Annotated in this window: 16 protein-coding genes and 1 pseudogene; 9 read left to right on the forward strand and 8 right to left on the reverse strand. The window is 61.9% G+C overall.

The window, feature by feature from the left end; translation table 11 throughout:
• Nucleotides 1–179: 179 nt before the first annotated feature.
• The 8 genes from AADJ11_RS17975 to AADJ11_RS18010 are packed head-to-tail and all read left to right on the forward strand — an operon-like array spanning nt 180 to nt 8,123.
• Nucleotides 180–1,211 (forward strand): N-acetylneuraminate synthase family protein, encoded by a 1,032-nt coding sequence (locus AADJ11_RS17975; RefSeq protein WP_341235816.1) that lies wholly within the window; start codon nt 180–182, stop codon nt 1,209–1,211.
• Nucleotides 1,208–2,341, forward strand: coding sequence for a UDP-N-acetylglucosamine 2-epimerase (gene neuC, locus AADJ11_RS17980; protein ID WP_341235817.1), 1,134 nt, complete (start codon nt 1,208–1,210; stop codon nt 2,339–2,341). The genes AADJ11_RS17975 and neuC overlap by 4 nt, the downstream gene beginning before the upstream one ends.
• A 26-nt stretch (nt 2,342–2,367) precedes the next feature.
• Entirely contained in the window at nt 2,368–3,081 is a 714-nt protein-coding gene (locus AADJ11_RS17985; RefSeq protein ID WP_341235818.1) for an acylneuraminate cytidylyltransferase family protein, read from the forward strand.
• Nucleotides 3,082–3,090: 9 nt separating this feature from the next.
• Nucleotides 3,091–3,837 (forward strand): imidazole glycerol phosphate synthase cyclase subunit, encoded by a 747-nt coding sequence (locus AADJ11_RS17990; protein WP_341235819.1) that lies wholly within the window; start codon nt 3,091–3,093, stop codon nt 3,835–3,837.
• On the forward strand, nt 3,834–4,478 hold the full coding sequence (gene hisH / locus AADJ11_RS17995; protein WP_341235820.1) for an imidazole glycerol phosphate synthase subunit HisH: 645 nt from the start codon (nt 3,834–3,836) through the stop codon (nt 4,476–4,478). Before AADJ11_RS17990 ends, hisH begins: the two co-directional genes overlap by 4 nt.
• Nucleotides 4,479–4,499: 21 nt before the next feature.
• Nucleotides 4,500–5,714: an N-acetyl sugar amidotransferase gene (locus AADJ11_RS18000; RefSeq protein ID WP_341235821.1), complete on the forward strand. Its 1,215-nt coding sequence runs from the start codon at nt 4,500–4,502 to the stop codon at nt 5,712–5,714.
• The gene (locus AADJ11_RS18005) at nt 5,711–6,883 is read left to right on the forward strand and encodes a polysaccharide pyruvyl transferase family protein (protein WP_341235822.1); all 1,173 of its coding nucleotides are present in this window, start codon (nt 5,711–5,713) and stop codon (nt 6,881–6,883) included. Before AADJ11_RS18000 ends, AADJ11_RS18005 begins: the two co-directional genes overlap by 4 nt.
• 1 nt (nt 6,884) lies before the next feature.
• On the forward strand, nt 6,885–8,123 hold the full coding sequence (locus tag AADJ11_RS18010) for a hypothetical protein (RefSeq protein ID WP_341235823.1): 1,239 nt from the start codon (nt 6,885–6,887) through the stop codon (nt 8,121–8,123).
• On the opposite strand, the gene AADJ11_RS18015 is transcribed toward AADJ11_RS18010, so the two are convergent.
• The 8 genes from AADJ11_RS18015 to AADJ11_RS18050 are packed head-to-tail and all read right to left on the reverse strand — an operon-like array spanning nt 8,120 to nt 16,665.
• On the reverse strand, nt 8,120–8,725 hold the full coding sequence (locus AADJ11_RS18015; RefSeq protein WP_341235824.1) for a sugar transferase: 606 nt from the start codon (nt 8,723–8,725) through the stop codon (nt 8,120–8,122). The genes AADJ11_RS18010 and AADJ11_RS18015 overlap by 4 nt on opposite strands.
• Nucleotides 8,722–9,933: an O-antigen ligase family protein gene (locus AADJ11_RS18020; RefSeq protein WP_341235825.1), complete on the reverse strand. Its 1,212-nt coding sequence runs from the start codon at nt 9,931–9,933 to the stop codon at nt 8,722–8,724. The genes AADJ11_RS18015 and AADJ11_RS18020 overlap by 4 nt, the downstream gene beginning before the upstream one ends.
• Nucleotides 9,930–11,279 (reverse strand): oligosaccharide flippase family protein, encoded by a 1,350-nt coding sequence (locus AADJ11_RS18025; protein ID WP_341235826.1) that lies wholly within the window; start codon nt 11,277–11,279, stop codon nt 9,930–9,932. Before AADJ11_RS18025 ends, AADJ11_RS18020 begins: the two co-directional genes overlap by 4 nt.
• The gene (locus tag AADJ11_RS18030; RefSeq protein WP_341235827.1) at nt 11,279–12,064 is read right to left on the reverse strand and encodes a sulfotransferase; all 786 of its coding nucleotides are present in this window, start codon (nt 12,062–12,064) and stop codon (nt 11,279–11,281) included. Before AADJ11_RS18030 ends, AADJ11_RS18025 begins: the two co-directional genes overlap by 1 nt.
• Nucleotides 12,054–13,223 carry a glycosyltransferase gene (locus AADJ11_RS18035; protein WP_341235828.1) on the reverse strand — a complete coding sequence of 390 codons (1,170 nt, stop codon included), beginning with the start codon at nt 13,221–13,223 and terminating at the stop codon, nt 12,054–12,056. Before AADJ11_RS18035 ends, AADJ11_RS18030 begins: the two co-directional genes overlap by 11 nt.
• Nucleotides 13,224–13,283: 60 nt before the next feature.
• Nucleotides 13,284–15,122: an asparagine synthase (glutamine-hydrolyzing) gene (gene asnB, locus AADJ11_RS18040; RefSeq protein ID WP_341235829.1), complete on the reverse strand. Its 1,839-nt coding sequence runs from the start codon at nt 15,120–15,122 to the stop codon at nt 13,284–13,286.
• 30 nt (nt 15,123–15,152) lie between these two features.
• The gene (locus tag AADJ11_RS18045; RefSeq protein WP_341235830.1) at nt 15,153–16,457 is read right to left on the reverse strand and encodes a UDP-glucose/GDP-mannose dehydrogenase family protein; all 1,305 of its coding nucleotides are present in this window, start codon (nt 16,455–16,457) and stop codon (nt 15,153–15,155) included.
• Nucleotide 16,458: 1 nt separating this feature from the next.
• Complete coding sequence (locus AADJ11_RS18050; RefSeq protein ID WP_341235831.1) at nt 16,459–16,665, reverse strand: hypothetical protein; 207 nt, start codon at nt 16,663–16,665, stop codon at nt 16,459–16,461.
• A 336-nt stretch (nt 16,666–17,001) separates the two neighbouring features.
• Between AADJ11_RS18050 and AADJ11_RS18055 the strand changes: the two are divergent.
• A pseudogene (locus AADJ11_RS18055) lies at nt 17,002–17,561 on the forward strand (NAD-dependent epimerase/dehydratase family protein); the annotation flags it as partial.
• Nucleotides 17,562–17,814 lie beyond the last annotated feature (253 nt).

Genomic DNA, 17,814 nt, shown 5'->3' on the forward strand with positions numbered 1-17,814 from the left:
CTTCGAACAAATAATAATATTGACCTTTTTGTGCCATTTCTATCTAAGACGAACATTATGTCAGGATTTCGGGCAACGAAAATGCGTATTGTTCTTAAAGACATGCCCTGTGTGCCCGTCACCGGTCACATGGCGACCGGTGACGGCGGGCCCGAGAAATAGTTCCAAGGATATTCGAAGTGAGAATTGCAGACCGTATTGTCGGCCCCGAGGCACCTCCCCTTGTCATCGCGGAACTCGGCATCAACCACGGCGGATCGCTCGAGACGGCCAAGGAAATGGTGCGCGCCGCCGCCATGTCGGGGGCTGAATGCGTCAAGCACCAGACCCATTTCGTCGCGGACGAAATGACCGAGGAGGCCAAGTCGGTCTTCCCGCCCAACGCGGATGTTTCAATCTGGGAGGTGATGGAACGCAGCGCCCTGTCGCGCGACGACGAGATCGCGCTGAAAGCCTATGCCGAGGATCTTGGGATGATCTACATCTCCACGCCGTTTTCGCGCTCGGCCGCCGATTTCCTGAACGAGATCGACGTGCCGGCCTTCAAGATCGGATCGGGCGAGGCCGACAATCTGCCGTTGATCCGGCATATCGCGGGGCTGGGCAAGCCGGTCATAATGTCGACCGGCATGCAGTCGATCGACACGATCGGCGCCTCCGTCGATATCCTGCGCGACAGCGGTGTGCCTTTTGCGCTGCTGGAATGCACTAACCTGTATCCCTCACCGCCCGAAATCGTGTCTTTGCGGGGGGTAACGGACCTGATGCAGGCGTTCCCCGATGCGGTGGTGGGATTTTCGGACCACTCCATCGGGCCGTCGATGGCCCTGGCGTCGGTGGCACTGGGGGCCTGTATCCTGGAGCGGCACTTTACCGATACGCGCTACCGGCAGGGGCCCGACATCTCGTGTTCGATGGACCCTGCGGAACTGCGGTTCCTGATCGACCGCAGCCGCGAGATCCATACCGCCCTGCATCAACCCAAGCAGCGCACTGCGTCCGAAGAGGCGGTGTACCGGTTCGCTCGCGCGTCAATCGTGGCCGACCGGGACCTGCCTGCGGGCCATGTCCTGACTGCCGACGACATCTGGGCGCGCAGGCCGGGATCAGGCGAGATTCCGGGCTATGAATTCGACAAGGTGGTGGGCCGCACCCTGACGCGTGCCGTAACGCACAACACGCAGCTGAAACGGGCTGACCTGTCCACATGACTGAGGATCGCAAGAGTATCATCTTCGTGACCGGCACCCGTGCCGATTTCGGCAAGATGGAACCGCTGGCCGTGGCCGCACGCGAGGCGGGCTTTGACGTCAGCTTTTTTGTGACCGGCATGCACATGATGCAGAAATACGGCCTGACTAAAACCGAGGTGCACAAGGCGGGCGGGTTCGATGTGGTCGAGTTCGTCAACCAGCGCGATGGCGATCCGCAGGACACGATCCTGGCCAAGACGATCATCGGGTTCTCCGATTTCGTCCACGAGATACGCCCCGACCTGGTGGCGGTGCATGGCGACCGGGTCGAGGCGCTGGCCTGTGCACTGGTCTGTGCCACTAATTACATCCGCTGCGCACATGTGGAGGGCGGCGAGGTGTCGGGCACCATCGACGAGATCTTCCGCCACTGCAACACCAAGCTGTCGACCGTGCATCTGGTCAGTTCCGATGTTGCCGCCAGCCGGATCCTGCGCATGGGAGAACCGCAGGATTCCGTACATGTGATCGGATCGCCGGAACTGGATAAGCACGCACTGTCTTCGGGAGTCGATCTGGACGAGGTCCGCCGCCGCTACGACATTCCATTCGATGACTACGGTATCGCGGTGTTCCATCCCGTCACATCAGAGGCGGACGACATGGGCGCGCAGGCCGAGGCGCTGTTTGCGGCCTGCACCGCGTCGGGTCGGAACATGGTGGTGATCCTGCCCAACAACGATCCCGGCTCTGACGCCATCATGGCGGTGATCGACGCTTTGCCACAGGACCAGTTCCGAGTCATACCGTCGATGCGGTTCAACTATTTCTCCGAGCTGCTCAAGAATGCGTCGGCCATCGTCGGCAATTCCAGTGTCGGCGTCCGCGAGGCGCCGTTTCTGGGGGTGCCGTCGCTGGATGTGGGGTCGCGGCAGTCGAACCGGTCCGACGCGGGATCGGTCACGGCGTGCAAGGCCCGCGACAGTGCAGCCATCGCGGCCTTTCTGGCCGATGAATGGGGCAACGCGTACCCCGCCTACGTCGGCTTCGGGTCGGGATCGGCCGCCGAAGCCTTCAAGACCTTGCTGGCGGGCGATGCGTTCTGGACGCTGCCCTTGCAGAAATACTTTGCGACCCCGCCCGCCTGACCAGGACCGCAGACAGGACATTTATCGTGACTCATTCCTTTGCACCTCTCGCGCTTGCCCTGATCCCTGTCAGGGCGGGGTCCAAGGGCCTGCCGGGGAAGAACGTCCGCCCCTTTGCCGGGCGCCCGCTGTATGAACATGCCGTGCGGCAGGGATGTGCCGTGGCCAACCGCTGCATTGTGTCCACCGATATCGTCGATATCATCGCGTCGGGCGGACCGGCAGGCTGTGACGTGCGCGCGCGTCCCGCCAATCTGGCGGGTGACACTGCACCGATGGACTCGGTCATCACCGACGCCATCGTGGACGCGGGACTGGAGGCGGGCACCATGGTGCTGTTGCAGGCCACCTCTCCGCTGCGGCGCAACGCGGACATCGCGGCGGCCGTGGCCCTGTACCGGACCGGCGCGCATAATCTGGTCATGTCGGTCATCCGAACCGATCCCGGTCCGCTGAAATACGGCTTCATGACCGACGGCACGTTCCGCCCGGTATCCGATCCGCGCTTTTGTTTTGCCAACCGGCAGGCGCTGCCGTCGCTATTTCGACCCAACGGCGCCGTCTATGTGTTCGACATCGCCTGGTTCTTGTGCAACGGTAGTCTGGCGACCGACAGGATTGGCGCCGTCGAGATGGACGCCTCTGTTTCACTGGACGTCGACACACTGGCGGATTTCGAACGGGCCGAAGCCCTGTTTTTGTCATCGCGGGCGCGTGACAACCCCGAAACCAACGGGTAATAAGCAACGATGCGACTGATTTCACGAATAGACGTCAAGAACGAATGGGCGATCAAGGGGATTCACCTCGAGGGCCTGCGCAAGGTGGGCGATCCCAACGCGCTGGCCGTGGACTATTACAAGGCCGGCGTGGACGAAATCGTCTTCATGGATGCGGTCGCAAGTCTTTACAACAGGAACAACCTGTTCGGCGTGATCGAGAAGGCCTGCGAAAACGTCTTTGTGCCGATCACGCTGGGTGGAGGGATCCGCAGCGTGGCGGATGCGGCAGCGGCGCTGAACGCGGGCGCCGACAAAGTCATCATCAACACCGGTGCGGTGCATGATATCAACCTGATTTCGGATGTGGCCGCGCGTTTCGGATCGCAGTGTATCGTCGGCTCGATCGAGGCCAAGAAAATCGATACCCACTGGGAGGCCTATATCGACAACGGCCGCGAGGTGACCGGTCTGGATGTGGTCGACTGGGCGCAGACGCTGGAAAAGGCAGGTGTGGGCGAATTGATGATCACGTCGGTCGACAAGGAAGGCACGCAGCGTGGGTTCGACGTACCGCTGGTTGCGGCCGTGCAAGAGGTCACGCGCCGTCCGATCATCGTCAGCGGCGGTTATGGCCAGCCCAAGCATCTGGATGCACTGCTGGCGAAGGTCCGGCCGAGTGCCATCGCCGTGGCCGCGGTGCTGCACTACAAGAAACAGGACATGGCCGAGATCAAGGCGCAGATGAATGGCTACGAGGACACGGACCCGTCATGAGCAGGATCGAAGTCGCTATCGTCGATTATGGGATCGGCAATCTCAAGAGCGTGGCCAACGCGGTCGAGCATCTGGGTGCAGTGCCGCGTGTGTCGTCAAACCCCGCCGTGCTGGATGCCTGCGACCGGCTGATCCTGCCCGGCGTAGGTGCTTTCCCACATGGCATCGCAGAGCTGACAGCGCAGGGGCTGCGGGACTTTCTGGGCACCTATGTCGCCAGCGGACGGCGCTGTCTGGGAATCTGTCTGGGCATGCAGCTGCTACACACCTGCAGCATGGAATTCACGAAAACCGAGGGTTTGGGCCTGCTGGACGGCACCGTAGACCATCTGACCCGCTATGCCACTGATCCCGACAGGGTATACCGGATGCCCAACGTGGGCTGGCTGCCACTGGAGCGTGTCACCGACACCGGCGATTTGGCCAGCCGCATGCTGTCGGGTGTCACGCCGGACGATGCGGTCTATTTTATCCACAGCTACGGGGTGCCCGCCACGGCCCCCGATGTCGCGGCGGTATCGCGCTGCGACGATCTGCGCTTTGCCAGCGTAGTGGCGCGCGACAACCTTGTCGGCACTCAGTTCCACCCCGAAAAAAGCCGGGAAACGGGTCTTGGCATGCTAAAGTCATTTATATTCTAACTCTTGAAAGAGGTTTTTCCCATGGTCGACCAATCCGAACTCGAAGCATTTTTCGGGCTGCCTAATCAAGTCGCCTTTTGCAAAAGCTGCGTCATTTCCAACCAGCGCCCCAGCTCGACCGTCGAATTCAAGCACACCCGTAACGAAAAGAAGGCCACGATCGGCTTCAACGAACAGGGTATCTGCGATGCGTGTAGCTATCAGCAGGTCAAGGCGCAGCAGATCAATTGGAAGGACCGCGAGGACCAGTTGGTCGCCCTGCTGGACCAGTATCGCCAGAAGACCGGCTATGACGTCGTTGTGCCAGGCTCGGGCGGCAAAGACAGCGCGTTCACGTCGCATGTGCTGAAATACCGTTACGGGATGAACCCGCTGACGGTGACTTGGGCACCGCATCTGTATACCCGAATCGGTTGGGAAAACTTCGAGGCCTGGTGTCATGTGGGCGGTCACGACAATATCCTGTTCACCCCCAACGGCAAGCTGCACCGCTATCTGACGCGCGCGGCCTTCCACAACCTGCTGCACCCGTTTCAGCCATTCATTGTTGGCCAGCGCATCATCGGCCCGATGATGGCCGCCCGCTTTGACGTGCCGCTGGTCATGTACGGTGAAAACCAGGCCGAATACGGCAACAACGTCGACGATAACTACGTGCCGACGATGGATCGCAAGTTCTTCTCCACCCAGGACCCGCTGGAGATGGTGCTGGGCGGCGAAAAGGTCAGCGATATCCTTGAAAAGACCGATTTCACGCTCAACGATTTCGCACCCTACATTCCGCCGGACGCCAGCTATCTGGAAAGCAAGAACGTCGAGGTGCATTATTTGGGTTACTACCTGCCGTGGGACCCGCAGGAGTGTTATTACTACGCCGTCGAGAACACCGGTTTTCAGGCCAACCCCGAGCGCACACCCGGCACCTATTCCAAGTATTCGAGCATCGACGACAAGATCGACATGTTCCACTACTTTACCACGCGGATCAAATTCGGCATCGGCCGGGCGACCTATGATGCCGCACAGGAAGTACGCAACGGCAAGATCACCCGCGAAGAGGCGGTCCACCTTGTGCAGAAATACGACGGCGAATTCCCGGCCAAGTTCTACGAGGATTTCTTGGAATATATCGATACCACCGACGATGAATTCTGGACCACCGTGGATCAGTTCCGGTCGCCGCACCTGTGGAAAAAGGACGGCACGGAGTGGACGCTGCGCCATCAGGTCACATGAGCCCGCTCAAGGTCTTGCACCTGGCCAGTTTCAGCGGCAACATCGGCGACAACGCAAACCATATGGGGTTCCGCCCTTGGTTCGCGGAGCGTCTGGGCCGGCCGGTGGACTGGACCGAGCTTGAAATCCGCGAATTCTTCTGGAAAGAGCGGGCCTTCGACGCGGATTTCGCGAACCTGGCCAACAGTTATGACGCGCTGATCATCGGCGGCGGCAACTATTTCGAGTTGTGGGTCGAAGGATCGCCTACCGGCACCTCCATCGCCACCCCGCCAGAGGTCTTCGACCGGATCACCGTGCCGGTCTATTTTAACGCGCTGGGGGTCGATCCCGGTCAAGGTGTGCCCGACAGCTCGCGCCGGAACTTCACCGCATTTCTCGACAAGCTACTGGCCTCCGACCAGTATCTGGTGACGGTGCGCAACGACGGCGCGGTCGACGCGCTGCAGACACATATTGGTGCCGATTACGCGGCCGCCGTGCACCATGTGCCCGATAGTGGTTTTTTCGCGCCTATATCGACCGATGACGCGCCGGATATCCTGAACGCGGACGCGCGCTATATCGGGATTAACGTGGCCAATGACATGGCCGACGTACGCTTTGCCAAATTCAACGCGTCCGAGGGCAGTGTGGCCTTTGCGGCCGAATTCGCCGCCGCCCTGACTCGACTGAGCGAAGATCACGGTGATGTGCATTTCATCCTGTTCCCGCATATCTTCCGCGACGTGGAGGTGATCTTTCAGGTGCTCGACAAGATGGGCGACCGGCTGCGCCGGAAGCGGGTGATCGTCGCCCCCTACGGTAGCGGCGATGCCGCGGCGCGTGTGGCGCTGGGTCTGTATAAACAGTGCGAAATGGTGCTTGGGATGCGGTTTCACGCCAATGTCTGCGCCATGGGGGCAGGGCGCCCGACGCTGGGTCTGGTCTGCTACCGCCAGATTGCGATGCTTTATGCCGAACTGGGTCATGGCGACGCAACGGTAGATGTGTCGGCGCCAGGGTTCGCGCAGGTCCTGCGCGATCGGGTGAATGGTGTGCTGGCCGACCTGCCCGCCCACGAAGCCCGCGTGCAGGATGCCAGACGTAAGGTCACGCAGATGCGCACCGGGTTCGAACCGGCACTGCAGGACTGGTTTACCGCCAACGGGCTGGGCCGCCGCACCTGATATGGCAGACCTCTCGTCCTTTGCCGCGAAACGTCCGCTGCTGATGTCCTACGGCGGCGGGCACGCGCAGATCATGGCCGCCGTCGCCGCCGGGCTGATCGCGCGTGGCAGCACGCCCGACCTGATCGGGCTGACTACCGCCGCGCGGTTTTTCGCACGGCGCGGATTGGCCGCCCGGTCGGTGCTGGCCTTGCAGGACGAAGCCTCCACCTGCACCGATGCGGGCGATCTTGCCTTTCTGCGGGATGTGACTGCAGGTCAGTCGCACCCCGATATCACGCCCGCGCAGACAGCCGCCTATTTCGCCATCGGCTACCGCGATCTGGCCTGTCGGATCGGCACGCGGGCCGCCCGTGACCGGATCACGGCAGAAGGTCGCAGGGCGTTCCTGCCGGTCGATGCGATGGTGCGGTATCTCAAACGCACGCGGCCCGATGCCGTCGTCACCACCACCAGCCCGCGGTTCGAACACGCGATGCTGCAAGCCGCCCGCCGTCTGGGCATTCCGTCGCTGGCGATCAGCGACCTGTTCCTGATCCGCGAACGCGACTGGATAATTCCCGCCCCCTATGCCGAACATCTGAGTGTTTTTGCAAGCTCGGTGCGTGAGGATCTTCTGCAAGCGGGCCTGATCGGCAGCGAAATCCACGTGACCGGCAACCCCGCTTTCGACAGCCTGCGCCCGGCTCCTGACGACGCGGCCCGGCGCGCGGCACTGCGTGCCCGGTTGGGGATGACGGACAAAACGGTGATCCTGTGGCCCGCAGCCCAGGTGGACGCCCGCGGCCGGTCGGGCGATCCCTATGCCGGACCGCAGGATCTGGTGCCGGTGTTCGAGCGGCTGTGCCGGGCCGATCCCGACTTCACCTATATCCTGCGCCCACATCCCAACAGTGCCTTCACGCTCGGGCCGGGGGCCGATCACGGCCTGCTGGACGACGGCACGCTGAGCCCCGAAGAGGCGTTACTGGTCGCCGATGTGGTCTGTGCCGAGGTCAGCACCATGGGGTTGCAGGCGGCATTGCGCGGTATCCCGGTGATCTGCGTGAAATATGCCGAAGACGCCGTCTATCCATTGCACGGTCTGGCGCGGGCGGTGCCCGATCTGGATGCAATGGCCGCCATGTTGCTGGCGCGCGATTTCGGCAAGGGCGGACAAACCATCGATATGCCACCGCTGGGCACCGCCACCGGCAACGTTGTCGACCTGATCGGACGCATTGTCGGCGCGGATACCTAGAAACTGTTGCGCCGGGCGACTTTCACTGCCGTGCGCACCAGCAGCGACAGATACAACTTCACTGACCGTCCTTCCAGCCATATCCGTTCGTGGACACAACGTTGCGAAATGCCGCCGGTGGTATGACCGACCTGCGCTGGACCGGTGATGCCGGGCCGATAGATGTGGCGGGTCTGCCAGTAGGCGGGGTCGTAATCGACTTCCTGGGCGGGGGTGTCGGGGCGCACGCCTACCAGCGACATCTCGCCGCGCAGTACGTTGAAAATCTGCGGCAACTCGTCGAGATGGGTTTTGCGGATAACGCGCCCAACCGGCGTGATACGCGCGTCGCCGACCTGAGTGGTCTGGAATGCGGCCCGCGCCTCTTGCTTGTCGGCCAGCGACTGGCCCACGATCTGCCCACTGCTGGATTTGGGTCCGGATTTGCGCATCGAGCGGAACTTGAAGATTGTAAAAGGATCCCCCCCGCGTCCCACACGTGTCTGGCGAAAGATCACCGGAAACCCGTCATGCAGTACGATCGCCACGGCAATCACCAGCATCGGCAGACCGGCGACGGCCAGCATCAACAGTGCAAACAGAATATCGAACAAACGTATCACAACAAGGGCCTTTCAGGATCTGAGTGCGCAGCCTGGCCTGCCGCTTGCTTCACGGTGACACGCCTGCGCCGCAGGAACGCGCCTATCAAGGCGAGTATGATCATCACTTGCACCGCCCTGTCCGCGCCAAACAGCAAGGCACTGGTCAATCCCTCTGCCAATACAGCCACGCTGATTACGGCGATATAGAAACCTCCCGGTAGATCGACGCGGTGGACGGCACCAACGCTTACCAGCCAGAGCGACCCACCCACCCAAACCACGATTGCCAGCCAGCCCAGAGCGCCCAACTCTACCAGAAGCTGGATATAGGTATTGTGGAAATGCGGATAGGCATCGTATGTCAGCGTGTTCTGCGGCACCAGTTCAGATGTCGCCCCCCAGCCCCAGCCCAGCCAGGGCCGTTCCAGCCACAGCGCCCAACCCACATCCAGCAGCGCCAGCCGCTGCAGCGTGGAAAAATCCTGCTGCTGACGGAACAACGACTGCAGCGTCGGCAAAGCCGCGTACAAAAGGCCAAGCACGACCAGCAGGATAACGACCCGCAGCCAGCGCGCACCGATTAGGAAGTACACTGGACTGACGAGAACGAGTAGGCTCACGGCCATGTTAGCGCGGCTTTGTGCCAGCACCTGTGCAAACAGCATCAACAACGGCAGCAGCAGATATATGATTCGCCTGGTTTTGATGAATAGCGTTATCGAGGGAACGACACCGCTGAGAAGCAAAAATACCGAACCCTCGTTGCCACCACGCCCGATGAATATATGCGGCGATTGGGTAAAACCGGTGAGCTGTCCAGCAATGCCCAGTAACGCCACAATGGTCGCGGCGATGACCATGGCGTGCAACAGCGGTTCGATCCGGCCTGGCCTTCGCAGATAGATCGTCGCCAGTACAAAGATCAGCGCATAAATCAAAAGCTGCACGATCTCGCCCAGGATGCGGCCCGATACCGGCGACAGCAGGGTAATCATCACCACCAGCCCAACGCAGGTCACCGCCAAAAGCGTCGGGCCGCGCGGGAAACGGGCCGGCGGCAGATAACCGTCTTCGGACACGAACAGAAGGATCAAAGCTATCACGGCAAGATGGATCTGGCCCGCACCCAATGCCAGAAAACACAGGACATGCCGGATCCTGCCCAATCCCTTGATCTTCAGGAAGGACATGATCAGCGCAACGGCCGAGATCGAAAGCGGTATCATGGCCTGCTCCGGCTGCGCAGGCGCAGCACGATCTGGCCCACAAGCGCCCTGACATCGTTCCGACTGACTACCGATCGCAATCTGGTTTGCCGCGCGATCCGCCACGCCATGCTTGCGTTAAACCAGACCAGTCCAAGAGCCGTACCACAGGCCGCACCGAATAGGCCGAACAACGACCCCAGACCGAGAATTCCGCCCAAGGTCACGAGGATGCCGATGAATGTCAGGACCGCATAGGCCCGGCTTTGTCCGGTCGCGACCATCAACGGCCCTGTCGGACCCGACAGGGCATTGATCAACTGTCCGACGGCCAGCACCCTCAGCACCGGGGCCGCTGCGATGAAGTCGGCACCAAACAACCCCATGATCGGGGCAGGTGCCAGCATGAGAACCACAAAGACCGGTAAGGTGATTAACATGGTCAAGGCCGCACTACTGCCGATGCGGGACTGAAGCGCCGCACGGTCGCCGGTATGCCACAGCTCGCTGAACAACGGTGCCGCGATCGTGTTGACGGCGGCGAGTCCGAAGATCATCAGCCCCGCCACCCTTGCCGCGGCGGCATAGATACCGATTTCTTCGGGTGTGGCGATGAACGCCAGCACGATCACGTCCCCGCGCGACATGAACCCCGCCATCAGCCCCGCAGCGGCCAGCGGCAGACCCATGCCTAGCCAGACCTTAAGGCTGGCCGGGGCAGGTTGGGGCGGGGTGCCGTCCTGTACGGCACTGCGACGGCGCAAGGCCATGACGATCAGGGTCGCGGCCATGACCCCGGTCAGCGCGGCCTGGAAGCCGATCACGCGGGACACCTGCAGATCGGCCCCCGTCGCGAGGACCATACCGGCAAGACCCAGCAGGCCGCCGGGCAGGATCACCTGTTCGCAAATCTGTGCCGCCAGCACCCGTTTGTCGCCGCGCATGATCTCCTGGCCCAGGCGCAGCAGGGTCAAGGCACTGAGCAGCAGGATCGATACCGTCAAAAGCGCGGTTCGGAACGGCTCTTCCAGCGACACGCCCCAGACCTGCGCCAGGCTCAGAATCATCGCTGCCACCACGGTTGTGGCCAGCACCGATACCAGTACTCCGGTGCGTATGAAGGCCTGACGGTGCACGGGATCGCCATCAGCATTGCTCATGGGAATGACACGCACGGCAGCTTGGATGAACCCCAGGGATCCGATGACCGCAAGCAACCCTGCCAATTGTATCGTATAGACGTAGTTGCCATACATGTGTGTGCTTAACGCGCGGGCCAAGGCTATCTGTGCCAGCAGGGCGAAGGCTACACCGCCGATTCTGACGGCGAATGAAAGACCGGCACCCCTGAATAGCGTCCTGTCCATCACGATGCCGCCGTGGCTCCGTGTGCGACCGCATCCAGAACCCGAACCGCCTCGTGGGCCCGGCGCACACGTCTGCCGCCTGACAGGTGGCGGGTCAGTATCCGTTCCAGCCAATTTGTCGGAGCGCTGATCGTTTCGGGCCGCACCAGGGCGCGTGCGGCAGCGATATCGTCCAGTCCAAGTCCGAGCTTGTCAGAGGCGGCTTTCAAGACGTTGTCGGGGTCGGTCATCAGCCGGTCGCTCGACACAACATGACACCGTTCGGGATGGCTGGCGGTGAAGGCGGCGATGCGTTCGTTATAGACGGCATAGGCACGGGCGAACCGTCCGGGGGCATCCGGTCGCCAGTAGATCTGGCTGCCCATCCGGCGCAGCAGGGAACTCAGGACCGGCGCGGGCGGGCGGTGGATGAACAGGAACCGCGCTTGCGGGTAGCGCGCGAACATATCCAGAAACAGGGTCGATTGGGGCGTCTTGAAACCCCAGCGCGGCCCCAGGGTCGCGAATCTCATTGCGATGACCTGCGCCAATTCCTGGTGCCGGGCGTCGGAAACATCCAGCGGCCGATCGATCCCACGGAACCATTTTGCCCGGTTGTCGCGCAAGGTGGCTTTGTGAATATTTAGGATCGCGACATCCTCGAAGTGACCGTGCGGATTGCTGATATCCGCGCCGACCATGTCGTCGTGAAACGGCAGGCCCGAACGCTGGATCATGCTGCCCAGAAGCGAGGTATGACTGCGGTGCATTCCCGTAACGACAAGAAAGCGCTTCTCAGATGACATGGGGCGACGTCTCCCTTGCGATGTTTTCGGGTACACCCGACTGAAGATAGGCCGACACGATCCGGTCGCAGACATGCTCGATCGACAGGCGCTGCTCGACTTCGTTGCGCGCCCGTGCGCCGCGGCTGGCCCTCAAGTCCCCATCGCCCGCCAACCTGTCGAGGTTGGCCGCAAGTGCCGCCACATCCCCGATCGGTGTGACCTGTCCGGCCTCGCCATCGGCGGTCAGCTCGCTCAGCCCCGCGATGTCGCTGCCGATCCACGGCAGGCCCATCGACATCGCCTCGATGATCGAGTTGGGGAAAAACTCGCCCGAAATCGAAGCTAGGCAATAGATATCCATCGCGCTGAGCATCTCGGGAACGTCAAAGCGCCGTCCGGCAAAAACCACACGGTCGGCACACCCCAGATCGCGGGCCAGGTCCTCGACCATGAGACGGGTCTTACCATCGCCAACCAGCAGAACCGCCAGATCCGGATGCCTGTCCTTGAGCTGCGCCACCGCCTTGACCAAAATGTGCTGACCCTTGCTGGGTCCTCCCTGCGCGGGAGATCCGGTAAAGGCGCCCGTGGTGCCGACGACGATTTTTCCGGTCAGCCCAAGCGCCTCTCGCTGGGCGGCACCATCTAAGCTTTCGGGCTGGAATCGCGCCAGATCGACACCGTTGTAGGTCACGCTGATCCTGTCGTCCGGCACACCGAAACTCAGCAGGCGCTCGCGGGTCTTCTCGCAGACCGCCAGCAGCACGCCCGGCGTGCGTTTCCATATCTTATTGCGCCACTGGTGTGTGTCGCGTTCTTCGACACCGCGCACGCTGGTCACGGCAGGGATACGCTTGCCGGCCAGCCGTGCCGCCGTCACCGCAAGGATGGTCGCGGCCGCGTTATGGCCGTGGATCACATCGGGGCTCTCGGCGACGATCAGGCGCCGCAGGGCCGCCACGGCCCTGACGACGGCACCCAGACGGTGCCTGTCGGGGGCCAGTTCGGGAATGATGTGCACCGGGAAATCGGCCGCGCGCACGGTATCGGTATAGGCCCCACCCGAAGTGGCGAACGAAACCGTATCGCCACGGCTGCGCAGTTCGCGCGCAATGACCAGCGGCTGGGTGCCCGGCCCCATGTCCGGCAACGTGGAGCGCACGGTGAGAATATGCATTTGAGCCTGCCTTTCGTGACTTTTACAGGGTGTGCCGCGCGGCGTCCGCCGCGTGACCGATCATGGCGCGTCACCGCGATTGGGGGCGGCTTGTGCCAGGGCCAGCATTTGCGGGTCGCGGTCGATGAACAGACGGAACCATATTTCCAGCGAGATCAGCGCGCGCAGTTGCCGAGTATAGTTGGCCTCGCCCGCAATATGGGCCTGTAACATGCCGGTGACGGTCTGCTCGGACACGATGCCGCGCGCGCCAAGTCGGCCGTCCAACAGAATCTCGCGGCAGTAATGCGCCAGCACCTGCCGGAACCATTCGCCCACCGGCACGGTGAACATTTGTTTTTTGCGGTAGGTCAGTTCGTCGCCCAGAAGATCGCGCACGGCGCTTTTGTAGATCGCCTTGGTCTCGCCGCCGGTCAGTTTCAGGTGGCCGGGCATGCGAAACGCGAATTCGGCCATCCGGTAGTCCAGAAACGGCGACCGCACCTCGAGCGAGTTGGCCATCGCCATGCGGTCGGGCTTGACCAGATTGTTGCCCGGCAGCAGCGTCGTGGTTTCGGCGTAAAGCACCCGGTTGATCGGATCCTGATGGCCAGCCCGCTGGATCTGGCGCGACAGGGCGCGATAGGGATCTACATCGTGGAACGCCGCGTGCAGGTTGCCGGTCAGCAGGGTGGCGGGTTCGTCTTCCTGCAGCAGTCCCGCGCGGCGCACGAAGTCGTCTTCCCAGTTGGCACCCAGATGACCGGTGCCGCCGCTGGGAAAGAAATCGGCGTACTTGTCATAGCCCGCGAACAGCTCATCGCCGCCGTCGCCAGTCAGCACCATCTTCACGTCCTGCGTGGCCAGCGCCGACACCTGATCCATCGGCATGAAGGAGACATCGCCGTGCGGCTGGTCCACATGCCAGATGAAACGCGGCCACAGCGACACGGTATCGGCCTGCATGATCTGCACCTGATGGTCGGTGCCGAACCGGTCGGCGGCCATGCGGGCAAAGCGGGTCTCGTCAAAGCGTGGATCGTCGAAACCGATCGAGAAGGTGCGCACCGGCGTGTCCTGACAGGCGCTCATCAGGCCCACCACCGAAGAGCTGTCCAGCCCCCCCGACAGAAAGGCGCCGAATTTTGCATCCGATCGCATCCGCACACGGGTCGCATCGTTCAGCAGGTCGTAAAGTTCCTTTTCCGCATCGGCCTGCACCATGCTGGGGTCGGGTGTGACATCGACCAGATCCCAATAGGGCGTCAAGGTCATCCCGGCGGGCGTGATTTCGGCCATATGCGCCGGGGGCAGGTGGCGGATATCTTCGAACGCCGTCGCGGGCTGCGGGATGTAGTTCAGCGCCAGATACTGCGCCAGCGCGTCCATGTCGGGCTGGGCCGGCACGCCCGCGGCCAGCAAAACCTTGATCTCGGAGCCGAACCACAGCTGTCCCGTTTCAGGTGTGCCGTGATAATAAAGCGGTTTGACACCCAGCCGGTCACGAAACAGCCACACCGTTTCGGCCAGGCGGTCCTGCACGGCAATAGCGAACATACCGTTCAGGCGGGTCACGAAATTGGGGCCCCAGGCCTCGAAGGCGCGCAGCAGCACCTCTGTGTCGCCGGTGGTGTCAAACCGGTGTCCGGCGCGGCGCAATTCCTCGCGCAGTTCGATGAAGTTGTAGATCTCGCCGTTCTGGACCAGCACGATGTTGCCATCGTCGGAATACATCGGCTGATTGCTGGCGGCGCTCAGATCGAGGATCGACAGGCGGGTGTTGCCAAGGGCTGCACGCGCGTCGACCGCCACACCCACGGCATCGGGGCCACGGTGCCGGATCGCGCACGCGATATCCAGCAGCGCGGCCTCGGTCAGATTACCGGGATCGAAACAGAAATTGCCGAAGATGCCGCACATGTCACACACCCCCCCCGATCGCGAAACCCGTCATCGGCCTACCGCCGCGTAACGCTTGAACCCGGCGGCCAGCGTATCGTCACAGCTATAGACATTGCGCAGGTCGGCCATGTGCGGATGGGCCATGGCCTGTGCTATCGCCGCCAGATCGAGCGCGCGGAATTCATTCCATTCGGTCAGTATCACCAGCGCATCGGCACCTTCGGACGCGGTATAGGCATTGTCGTGCCAGTCAACGCCGGGCAAGAGCGCCTCGCCCTCCTTGCGGCCTTGCGGGTCGACCACGCGTACCCGCGCCCCGGCCCCGACCAGTGCGGGCACGATGGTCAGCGACGGCGCCTCGCGCATGTCGTCGGTATTGGGCTTAAACGTCACACCCAGCACCACGATGGTCTTGTCGTTGAAGCTGCCGTCACACAGGTCGCGCAACTTGTCGAGCATCCGCCTCTTGATCCCTTCGTTCACGTCGATCACCGCTTCAATGATCCGCTGGGGGACGGCGTGGTCCTGTCCGATCCGGGCCAGTGCACGGGTGTCTTTGGGAAAGCACGATCCGCCATAACCGGGACCGGCATGCAGGAACTTGCCGCCGATCCGGTTGTCCAGACCGATGCCCCGCGCGACCGATTTCACATCCGCGCCGACCTTTTCGCACAGCGCTGCGATCTCGTTGATAAAGGTGATCTTGGTCGCCAGAAAGGCGTTGGCCGCATATTTGATCATCTCGGCGCTTTCCAGATCGGTGGTGACGATGGGAAAATCGCGCAGGTAAAGCGGCCGGTAGATCGCCTGCATCACCTCGGCGGCTCGGTCGTCATCGACACCCACCACAATCCGGTCCGGGCGCATAAAGTCGTCGATCGCGGCCCCCTCGCGCAGGAATTCGGGGTTCGAGGCGACACCGAACAGATCGGCATGGCAAGTCCGCCCGATGATCTCGTGGACCTTGCGGTTGGTGCCGATGGGCACGGTGGATTTGGTGACCACCACTGTATAGTCGCTGATGAAGCTCGCGATTTCCTCGGCGGCAGCAAAGACATAGGTCAGGTCCGCATGTCCGTCGCCGCGCCGCGTCGGCGTGCCCACGGCGATGAAAACGGCGTCAGCCCCGGCGACGGCCGATTCCAGATCTGTGGTGAATGACAGACGCCCGGCCGCGACATTGCGGGCCATCAGATCGTCCAGTCCGGGTTCATAGATCGGGACATGACTCGCGTTCAGACTGTCGATCTTGGCCGCGTCCTTGTCGACGCAGACGATCTCGTGGCCGAAATCCGAAAAACAGACCCCCGAGACAAGGCCGACATAGCCGGTGCCGATCATTGCAATGCGCATTCTATATGTCCTGTTTTCCTAAAAGACGGCGGCCGGTCTCATGGTCTGCAGCCCCGTTTGCGGGCGGCACCGCGGCCCGTGACGGCCGCGCAACGTGGTCTGCGTCGGGGATCATGGACTGCATGCGGAACTGCGCTGTGCGGTGTCCGGCACCGACCATGTCCATGCCGGACACCGGGACGACCGTATTGTCGATTCTGTGCGTCATGCCAACTTAAGTTTTCAATCAATGGATGCGGTCGAAATGTCACAAACCGTTTCATAGCGCAACCGAAACATTGCCATGACAAGGACCGGGGGGTTTGGGGGCGCGGATTTCCGTTTGCCCCGGTTTTTCACGGGGTCCGGCCCCCGCGCTTTCCTGCGGCCCTGTGCGTCAGGGGGTCCTTGCGCGACAGGTGTTTGCGAATCGGGTCTTTTTGTGGAGGGACGGATGTGCGATGGCCTTGGCCGTACACTGCGCATATCACACAGGACGATCATTTTCATGCCACGGGTTCTGGTCACCGGCACCGCAGGCTTTATCGGCTTTTATCTGGCGTAACTGTTGCTGCCGCAAGGTCAGCAAGTGCACGGCTACGACGCCATGACCGATTACTACGACGTGGCGCTGAAGCAGGCGCGCCGCGATATCCTGCTGGCCACGCCGGGCTACAGCGACACGGTCGCCATGCTCGGGGATATGGCCGCACTGACCGCCGCAGCAGAGGAGTTCCAGCCCCAGATGATCGTCCATCTCGCAGCACAGGCCGGAGTCCGCTACAGTCTGGAAGACCTCCGCGCCTATGTTGAAACCAACCTGATCGGCACCTTCAACGTGATAGACGTGGCGCGCATCCATGTGTGCACCACCTGCTGATGGCCTCGACCTCTTCGGTTTACGGGGCAAACATCCAGATGCCCTATGCAGAGGACCACGAGGTCCACACGCCGCCACCAAAAAGGCGAACGAGGCGACGGGCCATTCCTATCCGCACCTGTGGAACCTGCCCAAGACGATGTTCCGCTTTTTTCACGGTGTACGGGCCCTGGGGCCGGCCGGACATGGTCCCGTTCAAGTTCACCAGGCGGATACTCGAAGGTACGCCGATCGACGTCTATAACAACACCCTCCAAAAGCATCTTCACCGATAAAAGCTGCCAGCTTGTTCGCCCGCAGGGCACTACTGCATTAACCGCCGCGTTTGGCGACGTTTGGTCTTTTGCGGTCGAGTATGCCCGCAAGTCACCGTTCAAACATCATTGTTTTCCACGTGAGGTGATCCTGTGTGCAGTACGCCGGTGTCTACGCTACCCGCTGTCCTATCAGGATGTCATTGATCTTCTCACAGAGCTGCTCTGCTGCACTGTGCACTGC

The sequence above is a fragment of the uncultured Sulfitobacter sp. genome, from assembly GCF_964021855.1.
Lineage (GTDB): Bacteria > Pseudomonadota > Alphaproteobacteria > Rhodobacterales > Rhodobacteraceae > Sulfitobacter.